Origin of the sequence: Paenibacillus sp. GM2 (assembly GCF_900069005.2) — a bacterium.
GTDB lineage: Bacteria > Bacillota > Bacilli > Paenibacillales > Paenibacillaceae > Fontibacillus.
This window is the reverse complement of sequence record NZ_LN831274.1, coordinates 1-22,601: the sequence shown is the minus strand read 5'-3', so window position 1 is coordinate 22,601 and position 22,601 is coordinate 1. Positions and strand designations below refer to the sequence as shown.

At 48.1% G+C, this 22,601-nt stretch carries 22 protein-coding genes and 2 other annotated features; of the genes, 20 read left to right on the top strand and 2 right to left on the bottom strand.

The features are described 5' to 3' along the window. Window positions 1-35 precede the first annotated feature (35 nt). The 8 genes from BN1360_RS01385 (at window position 36) to BN1360_RS01350 (ending at window position 7,530) form a co-directional block, all read left to right on the top strand. Window positions 36-1,070, top strand: coding sequence for a rod shape-determining protein (locus tag BN1360_RS01385; RefSeq protein WP_068778123.1), 1,035 nt, complete (start codon window positions 36-38; stop codon window positions 1,068-1,070). Between the two features lie 276 nt (window positions 1,071-1,346). Next, on the top strand, window positions 1,347-2,222 hold the full coding sequence (gene mreC, locus BN1360_RS01380) for a rod shape-determining protein MreC (protein ID WP_068778184.1): 876 nt from the start codon (window positions 1,347-1,349) through the stop codon (window positions 2,220-2,222). Window positions 2,223-2,224: 2 nt separating this feature from the next. Further along, window positions 2,225-2,752, top strand: a complete 528-nt coding sequence (gene mreD / locus BN1360_RS01375) for a rod shape-determining protein MreD (RefSeq protein WP_068778122.1) — start codon at window positions 2,225-2,227, stop codon at window positions 2,750-2,752. Window positions 2,753-2,828: 76 nt separating this feature from the next. Then, a complete protein-coding gene (minC, locus tag BN1360_RS01370) occupies window positions 2,829-3,488 on the top strand; it encodes a septum site-determining protein MinC (RefSeq protein ID WP_068778121.1) in 660 nt (219 codons plus the stop codon). A 3-nt stretch (window positions 3,489-3,491) separates the two neighbouring features. After that, a complete protein-coding gene (gene minD, locus BN1360_RS01365; protein ID WP_068778120.1) occupies window positions 3,492-4,286 on the top strand; it encodes a septum site-determining protein MinD in 795 nt (264 codons plus the stop codon). A gap of 191 nt (window positions 4,287-4,477) precedes the next feature. After that, window positions 4,478-5,422: a M23 family metallopeptidase gene (locus BN1360_RS01360; protein WP_229520740.1), complete on the top strand. Its 945-nt coding sequence runs from the start codon at window positions 4,478-4,480 to the stop codon at window positions 5,420-5,422. Continuing rightward, window positions 5,415-6,272, top strand: coding sequence for a M50 family metallopeptidase (locus BN1360_RS01355; protein ID WP_068778119.1), 858 nt, complete (start codon window positions 5,415-5,417; stop codon window positions 6,270-6,272). The genes BN1360_RS01360 and BN1360_RS01355 overlap by 8 nt, the downstream gene beginning before the upstream one ends. A 64-nt stretch (window positions 6,273-6,336) precedes the next feature. Then, window positions 6,337-7,530: an Rne/Rng family ribonuclease gene (locus BN1360_RS01350; protein WP_068778118.1), complete on the top strand. Its 1,194-nt coding sequence runs from the start codon at window positions 6,337-6,339 to the stop codon at window positions 7,528-7,530. 264 nt (window positions 7,531-7,794) lie between these two features. Here the strand turns inward: BN1360_RS01350 and BN1360_RS01345 are convergent, their stop codons facing one another. Both BN1360_RS01345 and BN1360_RS01340 read right to left on the bottom strand, forming a co-directional pair. After that, complete coding sequence (locus BN1360_RS01345) at window positions 7,795-8,655, bottom strand: EamA family transporter (protein ID WP_068778117.1); 861 nt, start codon at window positions 8,653-8,655, stop codon at window positions 7,795-7,797. Between the two features lie 22 nt (window positions 8,656-8,677). Next, window positions 8,678-9,625: a metallophosphoesterase family protein gene (locus tag BN1360_RS01340; RefSeq protein ID WP_068778116.1), complete on the bottom strand. Its 948-nt coding sequence runs from the start codon at window positions 9,623-9,625 to the stop codon at window positions 8,678-8,680. Between the two features lie 573 nt (window positions 9,626-10,198). Between BN1360_RS01340 and BN1360_RS01335 the strand changes: the two genes are divergently transcribed. The 12 genes from BN1360_RS01335 (at window position 10,199) to BN1360_RS26170 (ending at window position 21,340) form a co-directional block, all read left to right on the top strand. Then, the gene (locus tag BN1360_RS01335; protein ID WP_068778115.1) at window positions 10,199-10,984 is read left to right on the top strand and encodes a DeoR/GlpR family DNA-binding transcription regulator; all 786 of its coding nucleotides are present in this window, start codon (window positions 10,199-10,201) and stop codon (window positions 10,982-10,984) included. 176 nt (window positions 10,985-11,160) lie between these two features. Further along, window positions 11,161-11,244, top strand: a sequence feature (ribosomal protein L21 leader region). 13 nt (window positions 11,245-11,257) lie between these two features. Continuing rightward, window positions 11,258-11,569, top strand: a complete 312-nt coding sequence (rplU, locus tag BN1360_RS01330; RefSeq protein ID WP_068778114.1) for a 50S ribosomal protein L21 — start codon at window positions 11,258-11,260, stop codon at window positions 11,567-11,569. Window positions 11,570-11,582: 13 nt separating this feature from the next. Continuing rightward, window positions 11,583-11,915, top strand: a complete 333-nt coding sequence (locus tag BN1360_RS01325) for a ribosomal-processing cysteine protease Prp (protein WP_068778113.1) — start codon at window positions 11,583-11,585, stop codon at window positions 11,913-11,915. Window positions 11,916-11,934: 19 nt separating this feature from the next. Then, a complete protein-coding gene (rpmA, locus tag BN1360_RS01320) occupies window positions 11,935-12,246 on the top strand; it encodes a 50S ribosomal protein L27 (RefSeq protein ID WP_068697198.1) in 312 nt (103 codons plus the stop codon). Window positions 12,247-12,690: 444 nt separating this feature from the next. Then, on the top strand, window positions 12,691-13,356 hold the full coding sequence (locus tag BN1360_RS01315) for a Spo0B domain-containing protein (protein ID WP_229520739.1): 666 nt from the start codon (window positions 12,691-12,693) through the stop codon (window positions 13,354-13,356). Further along, on the top strand, window positions 13,347-14,660 hold the full coding sequence (gene obgE, locus BN1360_RS01310) for a GTPase ObgE (RefSeq protein ID WP_068778111.1): 1,314 nt from the start codon (window positions 13,347-13,349) through the stop codon (window positions 14,658-14,660). Before BN1360_RS01315 ends, obgE begins: the two co-directional genes overlap by 10 nt. A 238-nt stretch (window positions 14,661-14,898) precedes the next feature. Then, window positions 14,899-15,336 carry an ACT domain-containing protein gene (locus BN1360_RS01305; protein WP_068778110.1) on the top strand — a complete coding sequence of 146 codons (438 nt, stop codon included), beginning with the start codon at window positions 14,899-14,901 and terminating at the stop codon, window positions 15,334-15,336. Between the two features lie 46 nt (window positions 15,337-15,382). Then, a complete protein-coding gene (locus BN1360_RS01300) occupies window positions 15,383-16,669 on the top strand; it encodes a homoserine dehydrogenase (protein WP_068778109.1) in 1,287 nt (428 codons plus the stop codon). A gap of 69 nt (window positions 16,670-16,738) precedes the next feature. Then, a complete protein-coding gene (gene thrB, locus BN1360_RS01295; RefSeq protein ID WP_068778108.1) occupies window positions 16,739-17,713 on the top strand; it encodes a homoserine kinase in 975 nt (324 codons plus the stop codon). Continuing rightward, a complete protein-coding gene (pheA, locus tag BN1360_RS01290; RefSeq protein WP_068778107.1) occupies window positions 17,710-18,600 on the top strand; it encodes a prephenate dehydratase in 891 nt (296 codons plus the stop codon). The genes thrB and pheA overlap by 4 nt, the downstream gene beginning before the upstream one ends. Further along, window positions 18,600-19,478 carry a branched-chain-amino-acid transaminase gene (ilvE, locus tag BN1360_RS01285; protein ID WP_068778106.1) on the top strand — a complete coding sequence of 293 codons (879 nt, stop codon included), beginning with the start codon at window positions 18,600-18,602 and terminating at the stop codon, window positions 19,476-19,478. The genes pheA and ilvE overlap by 1 nt, the downstream gene beginning before the upstream one ends. A gap of 167 nt (window positions 19,479-19,645) precedes the next feature. Beyond that, window positions 19,646-21,340: a LysM peptidoglycan-binding domain-containing protein gene (locus BN1360_RS26170; RefSeq protein WP_068778105.1), complete on the top strand. Its 1,695-nt coding sequence runs from the start codon at window positions 19,646-19,648 to the stop codon at window positions 21,338-21,340. Between the two features lie 378 nt (window positions 21,341-21,718). Further along, window positions 21,719-22,367: a sequence feature (16S ribosomal RNA rRNA prediction is too short), on the top strand. The last annotated feature ends 234 nt before the right edge of the window (window positions 22,368-22,601 follow it).

Here is a 22,601-nt window from a genome sequence, read left to right as displayed (position 1 = left end):
ATTGATTAGATACAGGAAGAAAGGAAGATTACAGCATGTTTGGTGGCTTTTCGAAGGATTTAGGAATTGATTTGGGGACTGCGAATACCCTTGTTTATATCCGTGGCAAAGGAATTATTGTGAGGGAGCCTTCAGTGGTTGCCATCCATACTGATAATAAGAATATCGTAGCCGTAGGGGAGTCAGCTAAGAAGATGATCGGCAGAACTCCAGGCAATATCCGTGCGATTCGCCCGATGAAGGACGGAGTTATCGCGGATTTCGATACGACGGCAACGATGATTAAATATTTCATTCGTCAGGCGCAAAAACAGCGTTCGATGTTCCAACGCCATCCTAACGTCATGGTGTGTGTTCCTTCGGGAATTACTGCGGTGGAGCAGCGTGCAGTAGAGGATGCAACGAAGCAGGCGGGTGCCCGTGAGGCTTATACAATTGAGGAGCCTTTTGCTGCAGCGATTGGTGCCGATCTTCCGGTATGGGAACCAACAGGTAGCATGGTCGTAGATATCGGTGGCGGTACGACAGAGGTTGCAGTTATCTCCCTTGGCGGGATCGTAACAAGCAAATCGGTGCGTGTAGCCGGTGATGAAATGGACGAATCGATCATTCAATATATTAAACGTCAATATAATTTAATGATCGGGGAAAGAACGTCCGAGCAGCTTAAGATGGATGTCGGTTCTGCGCTCGCATTGGAGAAGGTTGAGACGATGGAGATTCGTGGACGCGATTTGGTTACCGGATTGCCGAAGACGATCACAATTACTTCCGATGAGATTACCGAAGCGCTTAATGATACGGTGAGTGCGATTGTCGATGCGGTAAAAGTCACGCTTGAGAAATGCCCGCCAGAGCTTGCGGCCGACATTATGGATCGCGGTATTGTGCTTACAGGCGGAGGCGCGCTGCTTCGCAATCTGGATAAGCTGCTTGCCAGTGAGACAGGAATGCCTGTCATCGTTGCAGATAATCCGCTGGATTGCGTAGCGATTGGTACGGGCCGTGCGCTCGATAATATTCACCTGTTTAAGACTAAGAACAGTTCGACACTTCGTTCGAGACGTTAAGATCGGGCGAATGTGAAGACGATAATGATTAGCGGCGCCGTCCATTCCGGGCGGCCAAGCCGCTTTTCTATTTGTATCCATTGCCAGAAACGGATTCGTTCGTCATAGACGAGGGGCCGTTTCTGCTTGTTTAAGATTGCGGATTTGATGATAGCCGCACATCTTTGCAAGCCGATTTGCCAAAGAAGTTACTCCATGAGCATCCTTCCGGCAAATTGGTTGTTTCAAGACGAACTGTGGCAAGGTACAATTAGAAGAAATACGAAGGATTGGAGGGTGCTTCCACTGTTTAAGCTGCTGGGCAACAAAAGATTATTTGTTTTGTTGATAGGACTTATTCTATTTATTGCGGTGATGGGCTTTACCCTCGGATCAAGAGCAGGCTTATCCTGGCCGGAGAAGTTTGTGAAGGATACGGTAGGCTTCGTGCAATATATATTTTATAAACCTACCTCATATATAGCGGGTATTGTAGAGGACATCTCCGACCTGCGTTCTCTCCAGGAAGAGAATGAACAACTGAAGATTGCTTTATCTCATTACACGCGCGACAAAGTTAGATTTAACCGGCTCGAGCAGGATAATGCGCAACTTCAGAAAGCTCTTGATTTTACCAAGGCCCAGAAAGAACAATATAACTATACTTGGAAGATTGCTCAGGTTGTCAGCGTCAATGATGATCCCATCAACCGGTCGATTGTCGTGAACATCGGCGAGCGGGAGGGCGTCAAGGTAGGGATGGCCGTACATTCTACAGAAGGATTAGTTGGTGTGATTAGCCAAGTGAGCCACTTCACATCTACCGTCAGACTGGCTACAACGATGGATGCCAAGGATCCGAATTCCAATGGTATTGCAGTAACTGCCCAAGGTAAGGAAAATGATGTGTTCGGAGTCATTGAATCTTATGATCAGACCACCGGCAATTTCCTCATGTCTCGGATCACTTCGCCTTCTCCGCTCGCAGAGGATGACCTAATCGTCTCCTCGGGTGTCGGCGGTGTATTCCCTCGGGGAATGGTGATCGGCACGGTGCAAAGCATTGATGTTGGTCAATATGGTCTGACCTACACGGCCACGGTGAAACCGGCAGCAAGCTTTACCGATTGGAAAGAACTGTTCGTGGTGTTTGCTCCGGAGGTTGAGGAATAGTGATGAATAGGAAATCTGTATTGATTTTGCTGCTGTTCGTCCTGTTCATTATAGAAGGTACAATCATCCCCTGGCTGATCCCATACGCTTGGCAGACGCGCCTGTTCCCTCATCTGGTTTTTGTTGTGATTATGTATTTTTCTATCTTTGAGAACCGTTATACTGGTTTGGTTCTTGGTATTATTTTCGGATTGCTGCATGATATTGTTTTCTATGGGGCTATCATCGGGTCGTATTCTTTTGCGATGGGATTTACGGGCTATCTGGTCGGGGTTCCGTCGCGGTCGCGCCCGATGCCACTCCCTATGGTACTGATCGTCATTATACTTGGAAGCCTGTTGCTGGACTCTACGTTGTTTGGCATCTATTCCTTGTTCGAGCTTACGCATCAACCTTACTCGTGGGCATTCGTCAATCACATTATTCCGAACCTGTTCATTCAATTTGTATTTGCTCTGGCGATTTATGTGCCGTTAAGACGGCAGCTTGAGATTATTACGAAGCGCCGTTCTCCGGAACAGAAGTCCTAACTTCGTATATTTCAATGAATGCAAGCAGGAACTTGTTTGCCTCTGCGCGAATTGAATAAGAGGGAGGGACAGGCTTATGACGGTGAAATCCAACCATGTGACAATTAAGGGCATCAAGGATGGCCTGGTTTTCCTGTTTGACGATAATTGCGAATTCGAAGCTCTTCTTGAAGAATTGCGCTATAAATTGGAGCACAGCCATCAGAACATACTGACCGGTCCGATTATTCATGTCGATGTGAAATTCGGAATGAGAGTGATCTCGGATGAAGAGAAGGAAGCGCTGCTTGATATATTAAAGCAAAAAGGAAACTTGCTTATCCGTTCCGTAGATACACCGGGTGTGGTAACTGAAGAGGATACGGCGAAGATTACGACGATGTGCGGAATGATTCGTTCCGGGCAGGTGCTGCATCATGAAGGCAACCTGCTCTTCTTGGGAGACGTTAATCCCGGGGGAATGATTACGTGCACCGGAGATATTTTAATATTGGGAGCTCTTAGAGGGATGGCCCATGCCGGCTATACTGGCAATGAGGAGGCGGTCATAGCCGCCTCCTATTTGGCACCCACGCAGCTTAGGATCGCAGAGATCATCAGCAGGCCACCGGACGAGTGGGAGAATCGGGAGACAAGTATGGAGTTCGCTTTTTTACGTGACGGGAAAATGCAGATAGACAAGATTACGAATATGCTCCGGGTCAGGCCGGATTTAAACGTGTTCAAAGGGGTGTAATTGATGGGAGAAGCTATCGTTGTCACGTCTGGCAAAGGCGGCGTCGGCAAAACGACGACATCGGCTAACATTGGCACAGCGCTTGCGTTGCTCGGCAAGAAGGTCTGTCTGGTCGATACAGATATCGGTCTCAGAAATCTGGATGTCGTTATGGGTCTGGAGAATAGAATTATCTATGACCTGATCGATGTCGCAGAAGGACGCTGCCGCTTGAATCAAGCGCTTGTGAAGGACAAGCGGTTCGAAGAGTTATATATGCTTCCTGCAGCGCAGACGAAGGACAAAAATTCCGTCTCGCCTGAGCAAGTGAAGGATATCGTGCTGGAATTAAAGAAGGAGTATGAATACGTCATTATCGATTGTCCTGCCGGGATTGAGCAGGGATTCAGAAATGCGATTGCTGGCGCTGATCAGGCTATCGTAGTTACAACACCGGAGAATGCAGCTGTACGTGATGCGGATCGTATTATCGGACTGCTGGAAAATTCGCAAATTTCTTCTCCCAAGCTGGTGGTGAACCGCATTCGCACGAATATGGTGAAATCGGGTGACATGCTGGATATTGATGATGTTCTTCAAGTGTTGAATATCGATCTGCTGGGTATTGTTCCTGACGATGAACTGGTAATCAAAGCGGCCAATTCAGGCGAGCCTACGGTGATGAATCCGGAATCGATGGCGGCGATTGCCTACCGCAACATCGCGCGCCGAATTCTGGGGGATACCGTGCCGCTGATGCTTCTGGAGCAGAAACAGGGCAGATTCAAACGTTTCAAGAAATTTTTTGGAATGGGCTGATCTATTATATAACTGATTGAACCGGTGCCGTTGGCATCGGTTTTTTTGTGCCTGGCTGCAGGTACTTCCTACGCTGGTGTTCCATTCATACTGAAAATAAGCTTGTTCATATTCTGACGCTGCTGTTCATAAATATAGAGTATGACAAAGCGGGCTGCTGTTCCAAGCTGCACCGGAGGTGGAGTGGTTTATTGGAAGCAAGCGGCCTGAGCGGAGGAATGAGAACGATGGATGTGAAGTCGAATGTTAAGAAACGGCGTGAGGAGAGGATCAGACAGCTAACCTCGGCAGAGGCGTACAAGCCGATCCTCCAGGATAGAATGCGCAACGATCATCCATACCGGTCGTCCGCCCAGCCCGGACAAGGGAACATCGTCGGTTATAGCGGCGTGTCGGATGAGGTGGAACCCGATCCGGAACTGCTCTGGAAGAGAGGACAAGGCCGCTGGCAAGATATCGGCGGCTATAATTCCAGCGGAGGCGGAGGAGATGATTACTTCGGAGACAAGCGGAGGCCTAACTTCTGGACCTCGCTGTTTGTTCGACTTATGATTAGTGCGCTTATCTTCGTGGGCATTTGGGGTGTCGAGCGATATGAACCGGATTGGGCGTTTCCGGTAAGGGCTTTTGTAGCCAGAGCTCTAACAGAGGAGATTGATTTTGGCGCTATCGAGGCTTGGTATGAGAGGAATATCGGTGGCGCTCCCTCCTTCATTCCCATTTTTAAGCATAATGAGGATAAAGGTATGAAGGTTGGCGCAGCCGGCGGGTTCACATCGCCGTTAACCGGACATTTGGCCAATCCCTTTGCCCTCAGTCTGAAAGGGGTGGAGATCATTCCGAAGGAGCTGGAAGCAGATCGTACGATGGTGAAAAGTGTGGATACTGGACGCGTGCTGGACGTGAAGCTGGATGCCCTGACCGGAATGACCGTAACGGTGCAGCATTCGAACGGCTATAAATCGATATATGGGCATTTGGAACAGGCTATGGTCAGCAAGGGAGATTGGGTTGAAGGGGGCGATTCGATCGGGAGTCTTGATGCTGGAGAGGGGGATACACTCCCAACCCTATATTTTGCCTTAAAAAAGAACGATCGATTTATCGATCCGACGGATGTGATCTCGTTTGATTAAGTGGAACGGCATCAAGATTTCGGTACATCCCTTCTTTGTCATCATCATGCTGGCTTCGGTGCTAACCGGCCATTTTCTGGAGCTCATCGCCTTGTTCACAATCGTATTTATTCATGAAATAGGACATGTCGTCGCCGCCCGATGTTACGGCGTTCAGGTGCTGGCGATTCAGATGTTGCCCTTCGGTGGGGTTGCGGAAATGGAGGATACGACTCATCTCACGGCACGAAGGGAGATCGTCATCGCCTTGGCCGGACCTTTGCAGAATATTCTTCTAATCGGAGTGTCGCTGCTGTTACATGTTTGTGGATTATGGGAGGGAGCTTTCTTTCTCTATTTTATTAATAGCAATCTCATCATCGCCTCATTTAACTTACTTCCGATTCTTCCATTGGATGGAGGGAAAATATCACAAGCTCTAATCAGTTTAATACTGCCATTTCATCTGACGCTGGTCTACTCCCTGCGAATCAGCTTATTATTCAGCCTTATGGTGCTGGTCTACTCTGTACTTCCACCTTTGCTTGGACAAGGTATGCTGAATTTAAATTTGCTGCTGGTAGGATTATTTCTGCTCTATTCCAATTGGACGGATTACCGTAATATCCCTTATCGTTTTATGCGTTTCCTCGTTAATCGGGATCAGTCCTTTGTTCGTCACTGGACGACCGGGGGGCTCGCTCAGCCAATTGTAGCGAATAAAGCGAAACCTTTAGAACAAATCTTACGTCTATTTAGAAGACAGAAGTACCATTTTATATATGTCATGAACAGGCAGGGCGATATTGTGGCTGTGTTGCCAGAACAGAGAATTATTTCCTCTTTTTTGCGGGGCAAGCCTAAGGATTAGTAGGACTATATCATGTTATAATGGTAGAGCAGTTTTGATAGAAAGTAAGGCAAAGGGTGAGATGATGAAGCGAATGATTGTTCACTGCGGCCCTGATTCCACCCAAATGGCGCTGCTGGAAGACGGCAGATTGGTGGAGTATGCAGCAGAGAGTTCTCAGAGGCGGGGACTGGTGGGCAGCTTTTTTAAGGGCAAGGTTGTGAATGTTGTTCCTGGTATGCAGGCTGCTTTTGTTGATATAGGACAGAAGAAGAATGCATTTCTTTATATTGATGACTTGCTTCACCCGCATTTGGAGAGACAGCCGCGGCAAAAGCCGGCGATTACGAGCCTGCTCAAAGCAGGGCAAGAACTGATTGTGCAGGTTGTTAAGGATGCGTTAGGCAACAAGGGAGCCCGGGTTACAACTCATTATTCATTACCTGGAAGATGGCTTGTCTACATGCCTACTGCAGGGTATGTTGCTGTATCCAAGAAAATCGGACATGAAGATGAGAGATCAAGACTAAGAGCAATTGGTGAGGAATTGCGCACGGAAGATGAGGGACTTATTCTGCGGACGGTTGCGGAAAATGCGGAGCCAGCTTCGATCGCAGAGGACCTGGGCCTGCTTCGTGATCGCTGGAACCATATCCAGGACACAGCCAAGAAGATCGGTGCGCCAAGCCTGCTGCATCATGATCTTGGAATGGTTCAACGTCTTATGCGGGATATTTATAGTCCTGAGACGGACGAGCTGATTATGGATTGTCCAGAGCAGCTGGAACAGACGAATGAATTTCTGGGTACGATGCTCCCGGGGAAATTCCCCAAGCTTACGGTATATGAGGGAGAGGACGGATTATTTGAGCATTATGGAATTCGTCAGCAGCTGGAGAAGGATTTCCAGCGTAAGATCTGGCTTCCGGGTGGCGGGTACATAGTATGGGATAATACTGAGGCGATGACCGTAATCGATGTGAATACCGGCCGCTTTACCGGCGGACAGACGCTGGAGGAGACGGTATTCCAGACGAATATGGAAGCCGCCAGGGAAATTGCCAGGCTGGTGCGGCTCCGCGATGCCGGAGGCATTATTATCGTCGATTTCATCGATATGGATCGGGAAGAGCATCAGAGTGAGGTATTGGACATGCTGGAATCGTCGTTGGACGGGGATCGTACACAACATCATGTTCTGGGATGGACCAAGCTAGGCCTGCTGGAGATGACCCGTAAGCGGGTGCGGGAAGAAAGTGTACTGCTGCTAACTGATTAGTCCATGTAGTGATTGTTTCTCTAATGAAACGTAGTACCGCTATTTACGTGAAATAAGGCCATCAGAAATTGTAACGAAACTGGGTATCGTTATATGAGCGAATTAGCAGCTTTTCGCCTGTAATGAGTCCGAATAACGATATAGAGTTTCGTTAGAATAGAATTCCTCTTGTTTTGAGGAAATAGCGATTTACAGTTTCGTTATGTCAGAGGAAGGCGTTGAGAAAAAAAGAAACCACACTTCAAAACGAAGTGTGGTTTCTTTTTATCCTAATACTCCGATCATCAAAATGCCGCAGAAGATGATAATGGAGGTGGTGATTCTTCTTAAGCCTTGCTGCTCCTTCAGAAGCATAACTCCGAGGAAGGTAGCGAATACAGTTCCGATTTCTCGCAGCGGGCTGATATGAGCCATCGGCGCCTGCTGCATCGCAAACAGGAAGAGCAGATATGAACCGGGGTTCAGGAACGCACCGAGAAGGATGGTGTTGCGGTTTGTCTTCCATTCTCGCTTCAACGCCTTCGACCTTAACACGAGTGGGGTCAATCCGGCCACAAAGCCGATATTGGTCACTTCAAGCAGGGCCAAGGGGGAGATATTCCCCAGATTCAACTTATCTACGAAGACATAGCTGGTAGTACACAGTCCTACTAAGAGCGCCAAAGCGAAGGGTTTCAGATTTTGCGGTTGTCTGTTGGCGGTTTGCTTGTGTCCGACACTGATACCACTTAGAACGAAGAATCCGCCGATCATAAGTATAATGCCGGTCCATCCGAATAACGACAAGGATTCCTTTAGAAATATGACCCCGATCAGCGGCACCAGCAATGTGCTTGTGCCCCGCATAATCGGATAAATCTGCGACAAATCGCCGAGTTCATAGGTTTTTGATAATAACCAGGAATATACCCCTTGTAAAAGAACGGATAACAATAATAATCCATAAGCGCCTAAGGATAGCGGGGTTTTCCAAAGTTCCACAATAAGTACGGGCAGAAGCAGAACTGAGGGGATCATCATGATCGTCCACAGGAAGACGCCCTTATTGATGCTGCGCTTCGTAAACAGGTTCCAGACTGCATGACACAATCCGGAGGCCAGAACTAGCAAGATAGGTATCACCATTTGTTATACAGCAGCCTCTCTATTATTTTGCATTTTCAGGTTGATGGATCGGTTGTTCAGTCACTGCTGTACCGTCCTCAAGACGCAGCCAGGTTGTGAAGTCCTTCTCTCCTTCAGTGAGACGAATGACGCGCGCCCCGCGCGGGAATCCTTCACGGCCATAGGTGTTGAAGCCTGTTGCCCGGCCGTAGCAGAGACGAATGCCGTAGAGGCTGCCGTGATAATCATTGACGTGGTCATGACCACAGAAGGTCCCGACGACATCTCCCATTTCAAGCAGCGTCGTAAACAGACCTGAATTCACAGGTGCGCTGCAGACGCGTTCGAATTTATTGCCGTAGCAGACCTGTGTATCCCACATCTCTTGGTATTCGGGAACCGGGATATGAAAGAAAGCAAGGGCTGGCGATTTCTCAGTCTGATACCCGGCATTAAGACGAGCCGATTCGCTGGCCAGCCAATGGATCTGATCCCGGCGCACCCAGTTATAGTACGGGACATGTTCCAGTGGCGATGTGCTCCCGGAGTCAAGAAAATACAAATGGAAAGCGGGATTACCTTTGGAATCGATCAATTCAATAGAATAATTGCCCTCACCATAAAGCTCTTCAGGACCGGCTTCGGCCACCGTATGCGGCTGGGATAAAACAACCTGCATAAGTTCTTTGCGGGTAATCCGATTCTCGGTATCATGGTTGCCGAAGACGACAGCCCATGGGATGCGGCGTTCTTCCACAACAGCTACAGCGTCGCTGAAGGCCTGTGCGGGATTTACGCATTCATCATTGTCATCCCCGGTATAGATAACATCCCCTGTAAATACGACGAGATCCGGGTGCTCGGTTTCTAATGCCAGCTCCATTAATTTGCGGGTGTGCTGGTCGGCCTCGGATCCATTTTTCCAGTGCAGATCCGTAAATTGTACAATTGTAAAGGTTCCATCCTGACGATAAGATAAGCGGCGGCTCATAATGCCCCTCCTCATTGTTATGTTGTTGTTTCTTGTTTATTAATGTTGTTTTCGTGTTGATTCTATGCCTTGATAACACTTTTGTCAATCCTTTTATAGAAGTTTGTAAAATCTATGTAAATATGGGGAGATTGTAATCAAGAAACGAGCGGCAAACAGAGATGTGAAGTTTGACAAAATTTCCAAGTAAACGATACACTTAAAACAAAAACAACAACAAAACACATTAATGTGCGTGTGTAAAAGATTGATATTCAGCACCCATGCTCATACATTTGATGTCCGTTTCATTGAAACGATTCAGCTGGATGAAGCTAGGGACTGAGGAGCGGAACTATACGTTTTCGTAGAACACGACCGCGAAGGCCATTTGCTTGTAGTGAGTATGTGACCACCTGAGATCAATGGGATTACGCTTACCCCGATCATCCTGCTGTCCGACAGATGGAAACATGGCAACCTACATTCGCATTGCGGTCGTTCATTTTGAATGTTTCGACCGGTTTTCTTATCCAAAGCGGACTTTGGATCCCCGCTAAATCATATAGCTTGTTGAATACAGGAGGGAACGACATGTCCTTAACCTATGAAGAGCGCCGTCAGACCATTCTCGCACAGCTAGGCAAAGAAGGTAAGGTCCAGGTACATGAATTGGCGGGAATATTTAACGTCTCCACGGAGACAATTCGCCGTGACCTGGATCGATTGGAAAGGGAAGGGAAATTACGCAAAGTATACGGTGGTGCTGTCCAGACCCGTTCGGAATGGATTGAACCAACCTTCATGAAGCGATCGCAAATGAATCACGCCGAGAAGCAGTCGATCGGCAAACTTGCGGCTTCGCTGGTTAGAGAAGGGGAGACCATTCTCCTTGATAATGGAACAACGACGCTGGAGATAATGCGGGAGCTGAAGCATCGTGCTGATGTGACCGTCATTACCAACTCCGTGCCAGTACTCACCTGTGCGCTGGAGGAATTCCAGGGAAGAATTATTTTTGCTGGCGGGGAGGTTAGCAAGCTTTGTCAGGCCTCCACAGATGCGATCGCCCACCATTTACTTGACCAGTTTAAGGTGAACAAGGCCTTTATTTCTGCCGGGGGCATCTCGCTGGTCGATGGAATTACCGAGTATAATCTGGAAGAAGCGCAAATGTCGCGGAAAATGATGCAGCGTACAGAGGAAGCTATTCTCGTTGCCGATCACTCCAAGTTCGGAGTTACGACCTTTGCGCAAATCGCTCCGCTGGAGCAGATCTCCATGATCGTTACCGATCCGGGCTGCTCGCAGGAATGGATCGATGCGTTAAACAAGCTGGATGTCGAGGTGCTGATCAGCAGCAGCGAAGCGACGGGGTGAACGGCTACACTAAAATTGAGGTATTAAATCACTTTGAAGCACGGTTGCTCTATCCTTGATTTTCTTCGATCGGTTTTCATATTAGCAGTGGACTTCCATGCTCCCTTTAAAAATAATTGATTTTCGTTTTTGTTCATGTTATCATACTATGGTATGTGTTATGAGGGAGTCTTGTACACATGCTGTAACCGCTCCGATCAGGTATGCAAGTCCGCTTTCTTGTAGAGCGGCACCTGAATTAGGCGAGTCTGAGACATGAGGAGGTGCAAGCAAATGTACGCAATTATCGAAACTGGTGGTAAACAATACCGCGTTCAAGAAGGCGATGTTCTTTACATCGAGAAATTGAATGCTGAGGACGGCGCAAGCGTGACGTTCGACCGTGTATTGGCAGTATCCAAAGGTGAAGGTTTGGTAGCGGGGGCTCCGTTGGTATCCGGCGCTAGTGTAACAGCGAAAGTTGAGAAGCACGGCAAAGGCCAAAAAGTAGTCGTTTACAAATACAAGCCTAAGAAGAACTACCACAAGAAACAAGGTCATCGTCAACCTTACACTAAAGTAACGATCGAGAAAATCCAAGCGTAAGAAGGTGCGGTAATTGATTATCGTGTCTATACTGCGTCAAAAGGATGACAACATCGTTGGTTTTAAAGTGTCCGGTCATGCTAATTACGACGATAGTGGGAAGGATATAGTATGTGCCGGAGTCTCGGCCATCACTGTTGGAACGGTTAATTCCATCGAGGAGCTCACAGGTACTGTGATGAAATCGAAGGTGAAGAGCGGCTTTCTGAATGCAAAGCTGCCAACGGATCTGAAGGCAGAGGTTTCGGAGCAGGTACAGCTGTTGCTCTCGTCTATGGTTGTAATGCTGAAGACAATCGAGGATTCATACGGAACGTATATTCAGATACAGAACGTTATTACTTGAAGAAGGAGGTAGATGGACAATGTTGAAATTAGATCTTCAGTTGTTCGCTTCGAAGAAGGGCGTAGGTTCTACAAAGAACGGACGCGACAGTATTGCTAAGCGCCTTGGCGTTAAGCGTGCGGATGGTCAAGTTGTAACTGGCGGAAGCATTCTCGTTCGTCAACGCGGAACGAAAATTCACCCAGGTACTAATGTAGGCATCGGCAAAGACGATACGCTGTTTGCAAAAGTTGACGGCGTAGTGAAGTTCGAACGTTGGGGCCGCGACCGTAAAAAAGTGAGCGTCTACCCAGTGGAAGTTGCTCCAGTAGCAGCTGCAGTCGAAGCTTAAGAACTTTGCTAATATAGCGAAGGTTTACAAAGTCCTTGGCACCTAGATGCCAAGGACTTTTTGATTTTATAGACGGCATTTTCTACCAGAACTGACTGGAGAATAAGCGTTTTCGGACAAGGATTGTGATATACTGTGTATATATCGAGTTGTAATGATTTTACTTAATCTGTGCAGAAACGAGGAAGGTTATGAAACGTCGATTCGCGATTCCGACTCTTTTCGCAGTGATTGTGCTGACTTGNAAGGACTTTTTGATTTTATAGACGGCATTTTCTACCAGAACTGACTGGAGAATAAGCGTTTTCGGACAAGGATTGTGATATACTGTGTATATATCGAGTTGTAATGATTTTACTTAATCTGTGCAGAAACGAGGAAGGTTATCTAACTTCCATGTATTTCATTCAATCTATAACCGGATTTATCCTTATCAGTCTATGTTTGTTAATTTTATTTCAGGGCTATATCAGATATATCCAAAGACGGGCTGCAGATGAGCGCAAGCATTTACTGGAATCGGTACAGAGGACGGCCACAGCTACGCTGGGTCATCATCGCCATGACTGGATGAATGATCTGCAGCTGATTTACGGCTATTTGAAGCTTGGAAAATATGATAAACTGGGTAGCTGTGTGGAAAGAATAAAAGATCAAATGGCATTAGAGAGCAAAATATCAAGGCTGGGTGTTCCGGCGCTCGTATTCTTTCTGCAATCCTTCCGTGAGGTGAACAGATCAATCGATCTCAAAATAGAGATCAGGGATGAACTGCAGCTGGATCATATGCTCCAGGTTGAGGATGCTGAAGAGTTGACGGAAGCGATTGTGGAGACGATTAAGAAGTTCCAGTTCATAGGGCGCTCCTCATGGGATGAAGTCTTGGAGCTTCGCATGAGCCTGTATCAGGAAAATGGTGAGGTTATTGCCGCTTTCTATCCAGAGGTAGAGGCGGACAACGCTGAGAAATTACATCGATATATCGATGAATGGCAGCGTGACAGACGGGTTCAAGTGGAGCGGATGGAATCAAACCGCTTCTCCTGTAGATTAAGAGTACCGCTGAAGGCTTCAGTGCAAAATACAAATGAGGTGAACGCATGTTTGTAGATAAAGCGAAAGTATATGTAAAAGGAGGCGACGGTGGAGATGGGATCGTCGCTTTCCGACGTGAAAAGTATGTTCCGGAAGGTGGTCCGGCCGGCGGAGATGGCGGCAAAGGGGCGGACGTTATTTTTCGCGTTGATGAAGGTTTGCGTACGCTGATGGACTTCCGGTACCAACGCCATTTCAAGGCGCCGCGTGGCGAGAAGGGACGCAACAAAAGCCAGAACGGTGCTAATGCTGAGAATATGATCGTAAGAATTCCTCCGGGTACTGTCGTCATTGATGATGACACGCAGGAAGTTATCGCGGACCTGACACGCCATGGTCAACAGGTTGTTGTAGCCAGAGGTGGGCGTGGGGGACGCGGAAATATCCGCTTTGCGACGCCGAATAATCCGGCTCCGGAACTCGCCGAGCATGGAGAAGAGGGCCAAGAGCGCTGGGTCGTGCTGGAGCTGAAGGTTATGGCTGATATCGGCTTGGTCGGATTTCCGAGCGTAGGTAAATCTACACTGCTCTCGGTTGTATCTGCTGCGAAGCCAAAGATCGGAGCTTATCATTTCACAACGATTACACCGAATCTCGGTGTTGTAGATGTTGGTGATGGCCGAAGCTTTGTTATGGCTGACCTGCCGGGTCTGATTGAAGGTGCGCATGAAGGAGTCGGGCTGGGACATGAATTTCTGCGCCACATTGAGCGTACAAGGCTGATTATTCATGTGATTGATATGGCCGGCTCTGAGGGGCGCGATCCCTTCGATGATTGGCAGAAGATTAATGCTGAATTGGATCAGTACAACGCTGAGCTGGCTAAGCGTCCGCAGATTATTGTTGCTAACAAGATGGATATCCCTGAGGCCGCGGACAACCTGAAGGAATTCCGCAAGCGGATTGGGGAGATTAACCCGGAGCTTGAAATTCTGGAGATGTCCTCATTGACCCGGCAAGGAGTTCAGGAAGTGTTGTATAAGGCCGCTGATCTGCTGGATCAGATCCCTGAAGAGCCGGCTGTCGAAGCGGTTGCTGAGCAGACGGAACGTAAGATCTATAAGCTGGATAAGAAGGAAGACAACAGCTTCACTATCCGCCGTGAGAACGAAATGTTCGTCGTGGAGAGCGAGACGATTGAGCGCATGATGAAGCGAATGCAGTTGAATACGCATGAGGCCATCCTGAAGCTGGCCCGCACCCTCCGCCATATGGGTGTGGATGAAGAATTGCGCAAACGCGGAGCTGAAGACGGTACAATTGTGCGGATCGGCGACTTTGAATTTGAATTTGTAGAGGGCAGCAGCTACTATTATTAATCATAAATGTACGCAGAAACGGGTACGTCTCCTGGAGGGGGACAGTAGCCGTTTTCTGTATACCTGGCTTCATCCAGCCTGATTGGTGCTGAGAGCCGGATTAATTGAAAACCCACACGCTAAGTTATTTTTAGATGTGTACCTACATAAATTACGCGAAAAATGGATTGCCGGAACGGTAGATTTCCGTTATAATGTCCACTATACAAAAACAGAAGTCTCTAAGGAGAGGACGTTTGTGAAGGAACGCTACTATTTGGTTCGTGAGGATATTCTGCCGGATGCTGTGATCAAGACGCTTCAGGTTAAGCAGCTGCTAGCCTCGGGGGACGTTAAGACGGTCAACGAGGCGGTGGCGAGAGTCGGGCTTAGCCGGAGCGCCTTTTATAAATATAAGGACGGAATCCATTTATTGAATCAGATTGAACGTGAGAGCATTGTCACGATATCGTTCGACCTGGAGCATCGTTCCGGTATTTTATCCAAAGTTCTGGGGCTGATCGCAGGCTCCGGGGGTAACGTACTTACGATAAATCAGAGTATCCCGCTGCAGGGTAAGGCGAATGTGGTTATTTCCGTAGAGACCTCGCGCTTGACAGAGGAACTGGATGAGATAATTAAGATGCTGCAAGGAACTCCCGGCGTAAGAAAGACGGAAATCGTCGGTCAAGGATAGGAATGAATCAATTCCCCCGATTAGGGGATATAGGAGGGGACAGCGAGTGAAATCAGTGAAGGTAGGTTTGCTTGGACTCGGTACGGTTGGAACTGGCGTCGTCCGTATCGTGGAAGGGCATCAGGAGGATTTGAGCAGTCAAGTAGGATCGCCGATCGTGATTGAGAAGGTTGCGGTGAAGAACATAGAGAAGACCCGCAGCATAGATATTGAGCGCAGCAAGTTGACGGAGGATCCTTGGGAAGTGATTCGTGATCCCGAGATCGATGTCATCGTTGAAGTAATGGGCGGCGTGGACCAGACGAAGGAGTACATTCTGGAAGCGTTGAACCGGGGCAAGCATATCGTCACAGCCAACAAGGATCTGATGGCGCTTTATGGAGCGGAGATTATGGATGTGGCTAGGGAGAAACAATGCGATATATTCTATGAAGCGAGCGTGGCTGGAGGGATCCCGATTATCCGCACGCTGATTGAGGGCTTCTCCTCGGATCGTATTATGAAGATCATGGGTATCGTGAATGGAACAACGAACTATATTTTATCAAAAATGAGCCAGGAAGGCGCTTCTTATGATGATGTACTGGCTGAGGCGCAGGAGCTTGGTTACGCTGAGGCAGACCCGACTTCGGATGTCGAGGGACTGGATGCCGCTCGTAAGATGGCCATTCTCGGTTCGCTTGGTTTCCGGACCAATGTGGATCTGCAGGACGTAGCCGTTCGCGGGATAACTGCAGTCTCTAAGGAAGATATACTGTATGCCAAGAGAATGGGCTATGAGATAAAATTGCTTGGCATCGCGGAACGGCAGGACGATGAGTACAGCATAAGTGTTGAGCCGACCATGGTGAAGCATAGCCATCCGATCGCTGCAGTAAATGGCGTGTTTAACGCAGTATATGTGTATGGCGAAGCGGTTGGAGAGACGATGTTCTACGGTCCCGGTGCGGGAGAAATGCCAACGGCGACTTCGATCGTTGCTGATCTGGTCGCAGTAATCAAGAATCAGAAGCTCGGGGTAAATGGCCTGAGAGCGATTGGTCCGTACAAACCTAAGAAGCTGAAGGACGATGAGCAAATCGCTTATAAAAATTACCTGCTGCTTCAGGTGGCCGATAAGGCAGGGGTACTGTCGAAGATCACTCAGGTATTCGCCGAATATGACGTAAGCCTGGAATCCGTCGTGCAGTCTCCAAATGCCAGCATGAGCGATGTGGAGATTATTATCGTTACCCATAATGCGAGCAAAGCGGCGATGAATAAGGTACTAAGCCACTTTGAATCGCTGGATGTTATCCGCAGGGTGAAGAGCGTGTACCGCGTAGAGGGCTAAGAGTAAGGAGCTTATAGATCATGAATAATTCCAAGATGATGATGGTTGACGATATGAAGGTGGTAGGTTATGAGTAGGGTTCGCAGCTCAGGCGTTCGGGTTCAGGTTCCGGCAAGTACAGCCAATTTGGGGCCGGGATTTGATACGCTAGGCATGGCATTATCCCTCTATTCATGGATAGAGATGAAGCCGGCCGATACAACGGTTTTTCATTTATACGGGGACAATTTGGATGGACTGCCGAAAGATAAAAGCAATCTTATTTATACTGTGGCGCAGACCGTATTTGCAGAAGCCGGAGTCCGGATTCCTGAACTGGAAATTTCGATGTACTCGGATATTCCGCTGACCCGTGGTCTGGGGAGCAGCGCATCGGCCATTGTCGGAGCGTTATATGCTGCCAATGCACTGATTGGCTCTCCATTGCCGCTTGCCCGTCTACTCGATATGGCTACAGCACTGGAGAATCATCCCGATAATGTAGGAGCTTCGTTATACGGCGGAATTATTACGGCTGTATGGGACGGGGCCCACGCCGATATATTGCGGATTGAGCCGCCGCAGCATTTGGAAGTTCTGGTGGCTATCCCGGAATTTCAATTGTCCACTTCCAAGGCGCGCGAGGCTCTGCCTAAGCAAGTAAGCCTGGGAGATGCGGTTTATAATATCAGTCATTCCTCGATGCTTGCCGCGGCCTTGGCCATGGGGAGGCTCGATCTTATCTCCACGGCAATGCAGGACCGGTTGCATCAGCCTTACCGGGCTTCGCTTGTTCCCGGAATGACGCGAATTTTGGAGGAGGCTACGCAGCATGGAGCCCTGGGTACAGCGCTTAGCGGGGCTGGTCCTACCTTGCTCGCTTTGGTCGATGCACAGTCAGGACAGGGCGAGCAGTTGGAAGCTTTTCTTCTAAAGGTGCTCAAATCCCATGATATAACAGCAAGTACGCTTTGGCTAAAACCTTGCACACATGGAGCTAAGGAGCTTACTATGGATAAAGAAAGTTCATTATTGGATTATGTAAGAGGGGAAGTCAAGGCATGATACGAATAGCATTGTTGCCTGAGGGGACGGTGTCTCATGAGGCGGTTCTTCAGTTGTTTGGCGACGAGCCTGTAGAGCTGCTTCATTACAAACAGATCTCCGATGTTTTTCTGGCAACCGAGAATGGTCTTACGGATTACAGCGTGATTCCGATGGAGAATACGATTGAGGGCTCAGTGAGTTTGCATATGGATTGGCTTGTTCATGAGGTGGACGTTCCGATGCAGATCGAATGGGTCTATCCTTCCATTCAAAATTTGATTGGACGGCGTAGTGAATTGGTGGACACTGATGGAGAAATGGATTATTCCAGGGTGTCCCGAGTCCTGTCCCATCCGGTGGCGATGGCGCAATGCATGAAATTTCTTAAAGCGCATATGCCGCACGCAGAGCTGGAGAATGTGGGAAGTACAGCGGAGGCTGTTGAACTGGTGAAGCATAATCCAGGTGAAGGCTGGGCAGCCATTGGGACTAAGCTTGGGGCCAGACGGCATGGACTTGATGTGCTTGCCAGCAAAGTGACGGATCATGACAATAATTACACTCGTTTTGTGTTGATTGGTCCTAAGCCGCTGCCGGTTTTAGAAGAAGGCGCGCAAAGGAAGACCAGTATTCTGGTCACTTTGCCCGAGGATTTTCCGGGTGCGCTGCACCAAGTGTTATCTGCATTTGCCTGGCGCAAGCTGAATCTATCAAGAATTGAATCCCGTCCAACGAAGAAGAGGTTAGGCAGTTATTATTTTTATATGGATGTGTTGGCCGCACTGGATGCGGTATTGCTTCCCTCTGCTATAGAAGAGATCGAGGCCTTAGGATGCCAAGTCAGAGTGCTTGGTAGTTATCCTAGTTATTCTAGCAAAGTACTAAATTCGGAGGTGCAATATTAATGGCAGAACAATGGATTTATCTTAATGGGCAGTATGTGACGAAGGAGAAGGCAACCGTCTCTGTCTATGACCACGGCTTCTTATACGGTGATGGGATCTTTGAAGGTATCCGCATTTATAACGGCAATATCTTCAAATGCAAAGAGCATTTGGATCGTCTGTATGATTCGGCGAAGTCGATTATGCTGGAAATTCCGCTAAGCTATGAGGAAATGGAGCAAGCGCTGGTAGAGACACTGCGTCGCAATGAGATGCGCGATGGCTATATTCGCCTTATTGTCTCCCGTGGCCCAGGCAATCTGGGACTTGATCCTAATCGTTGCGAGAAGGCTTCTGTCATTATTATTGTGGAGCAGCTTGCGATCTACTCCGAGGAAGCATACAAGAACGGACTTAAGGCGGTATCCGTGTCGACGCGCCGCAATATCCCGGATGCGCTCAATCCAAAGATCAAATCGTTGAACTACTTGAATAATATTCTCGTTAAGATTCAATCGAACCTGGCCGGTGCCGGTGAAGCGATCATGTTGAATGCTCAAGGTTATGTTACGGAAGGGTCCGGGGATAATATTTTCGTAGTCAAAAATGGAACTATTACGACGCCACCGTGCTATCTTGGAGCGCTTGAAGGGATTACTCGTCAGGCGATCATCGAGATTTGTGAGAAGAAGGGCTGCAAGCTGAAGGAAGAGCCATTCACGCTGCATGATGTCTATGTGGCCGATGAAGTGTTCCTGACGGGCACGGCGGCTGAGGTTATTGCTGTTCGCGAAGTCGATGGACGGATTATCGGCAGCGGTCAAGCTGGCCCTGTAACCTTGAAACTGCTTGAAGAGTTCCGCAGCATCGTGGATCAAGACGGAGTGAAAGTCTGGTAATTCAATTCATAGAAGAGCTTCGCCTCCCTAGTGGATGGCGAGGCTTTTTTTGTTTTGCTTTTTTTATTTTCGTGGATGTCAAAACTAGGCTTTTTGCATAGGATGTATTAATTGGGCCCCGGGCGAATATCACGTACCGGAGAAGAAACCTAGGAGGTCTTTAGCGCGTGAAAATACACATCGTGAAAAAAGGCGATACATTATATGAGCTATCTCAAAAGTACAATGTACCGCTGCAGAAGTTAATTGAAGCCAACCCGCAGATCGCTAATCCAGATCAATTGAGCATCGGAGAGAAGATTAAAATTCCGGCTGGTGCAGTGCAGGTGGAAGGCGACGGCTACAAGCATGTTGCCAAACAAGGGGATACGCTCTGGAAGCTGTCCAAAGCCTGGGGGATCCCTCTGCAGACGCTGATCGATGCCAACCCGCAAATCAGTGATCCAAATGTGCTGAAGGTAGGAGATGTCGTCTTGATCCCGGTCAAGGGGGGAGGCGCGGCGAACCCGCCGGCACATGGCGGCTCGAATGTTGCTCCAGGAACGGGCGGGAAGAAGAATACAGCTCCGAAGCCAACGCCATTGCCAGCGCCGGCACCGGAAGTAAAGCCAGCTCCGCCTAAAGAGGAAATGACAAAACCGAAGCCAATCGCACCAGCTCCAAAACCAAATCCGAATCCGCCAGTTTCGAAGCCAATGCCAAATCCAAACCCGCCGATGCCAAATCCGAACCCACCAATGCCGATTCCCAATCCACCGATGCCTAATCCCAATCCGCCAATGCCTGCTCCAATTCAGCCAATCAAAGTAGAATTTGTGGAGCAGATTCAATTCCAGACGATCAAAAAAGAAGAGCCGTCATGCAAGCCAGTTCCTGAATGCCCGGATCCATGGACTTCGCCATTCTACTCCGTTGAGCCTTTTGGCGGCGGGGGAATGATGCATCCGTCTTCTCCATGTGGATGTGATGATCATACCGGACATATGACCCAACACGGACATCATACTCATCCTATGAAAGAAAACATGTCGATGCATGAAGAACTGCCAAGCGGGAATGTATCATCCTTCTATGATTTTCCGCAGCTGCCTAACCAAGGTCCGTCCACGATGGGCAATATGATGGATAATGGAGCTTCTATTGGAGGATATCCGGGAATCGGAAATGATTTTATGCATCACAACCATGAAATGATGGGTATGGGATGGGGGCCTATGGGCCAGGTAGACAATCAGCCATGGGTTCAGGAGCAAGGTCAAGGCGGTTGGCCGACACCGATGCCTTATAGTGACAATAATGCACAAGCCAATATGAGTTCTAATATGGGCCCTAATATGTCGCCTAACATGTCTCCAAATATGGCGCCAAACAGCCAATATCCAGGGGTATCGCCACAACATTGTGGACCGGGACCTGTGTGGCCAATGCATTCTTGCGGCTGTCATTATAGATATCCTTATGGATATGAATATCCGGTAAATTCGTTTGACCCTTCGTTCCAGGCTTACCCTATGAACTATAATTCTAATCCGGTTTTTGCAGCTTCAGGGGGACAACAACCTGTCTGGTTTGAAGGTGGATTCGGAACCTTTAATGAAACTAACCTTGAACGGGAACAGCAGGCGGGAGCTTTCAAAGAGGCAACAATCTCGGAGCAAAAAGAAAGCACAGAAACCTTGGAAGCTTCGAAGCCTCAGGCACAGACCAGGTCAAAAGGGAAAAAAGAAGTTAAAATTTCGGGAAGCTCAGCAAGTTCTGCAAGCAAGAAAAGCGGTAGCAAGCGCACTGGCTCGAAGTCGGGTGCCTCATCGCAGAAGAGCCGCGCGAGTTCTACACGGCGCAATCCTTGGGGGCAGAGATAAGAGAAGATCGAGAGTGGGGCAAAAAAGGATGCCCTGCTCTCGTTTTTGTTTGAATCCTGTTTAATTTGCAAAAAGGCTTGTACTGAGCAGTATTCTATGATATATTAATAACCCGTTGGACGATTAAATGATCGTTCACGGATGTGAAAAGTACAGGCTGTTTTTAATAAAAGGCTTCAAAAACTTTTTAAAAAAGAGCTTGCCTTTCACGGAACAACATGATATATTATAAGAGTTGCTGCTGAGAACGCAGCGACGCTAAAAACGAAGTTGATCTTTGAAAACTGAACAACGAGTGAGCGGGTTTCACGTCAAGTGAAATCTAAGAAATAAGTCAGATTCAAAATGAGCTAATCGCTCTTTTCAATGAGCAACACTTTATTGGAGAGTTTGATCCTGGCTCAGGACGAACGCTGGCGGCGTGCCTAATACATGCAAGTCGAGCGGACTTGATGGAGAGCTTGCTCTCCAGAGAGTTAGCGGCGGACGGGTGAGTAACACGTAGGTAACCTGCCTGTAAGACTGGGATAACTAGCGGAAACGTTAGCTAATACCGGATAATTTATTTTCTCGCATGGGGAAGTAATGAAAGACGGAGCAATCTGTCACTTGCAGATGGACCTGCGGCGCATTAGCTAGTTGGTGGGGTAACGGCTCACCAAGGCGACGATGCGTAGCCGACCTGAGAGGGTGAACGGCCACACTGGGACTGAGACACGGCCCAGACTCCTACGGGAGGCAGCAGTAGGGAATCTTCCGCAATGGACGAAAGTCTGACGGAGCAACGCCGCGTGAGTGATGAAGGTTTTCGGATCGTAAAGCTCTGTTGCCAGGGAAGAACGTTCGGTAGAGTAACTGCTACCGGAGTGACGGTACCTGAGAAGAAAGCCCCGGCTAACTACGTGCCAGCAGCCGCGGTAATACGTAGGGGGCNAAAAGTCTTCAGGAAGCAATGCTTCCGAAGCAAGCTTTACGATGTAAAGCTGTTCGCTCACTCGTTGGTCAGTTTTGAGAGTTCAACTCTCAACTTGACAGAAATTTCAAACGTCACTTGCGTGATTGTTTTGAATTTTGTCTTTGATCCTTGAAAACTGGATATACGAAACGAAATTTTGCGTTTTAGAAACATTTTTTTTTTTTTTTTTTTTTTTTTTTTTTTTTTTTTTTTTTTTTTTTTTTTTTTTTTTTATTGGGAAAAGTCATGGTTAAGCTACTAAGAGCACACGGAGGATGCCTAGGCACTAGGAGCCGAAGAAGGACG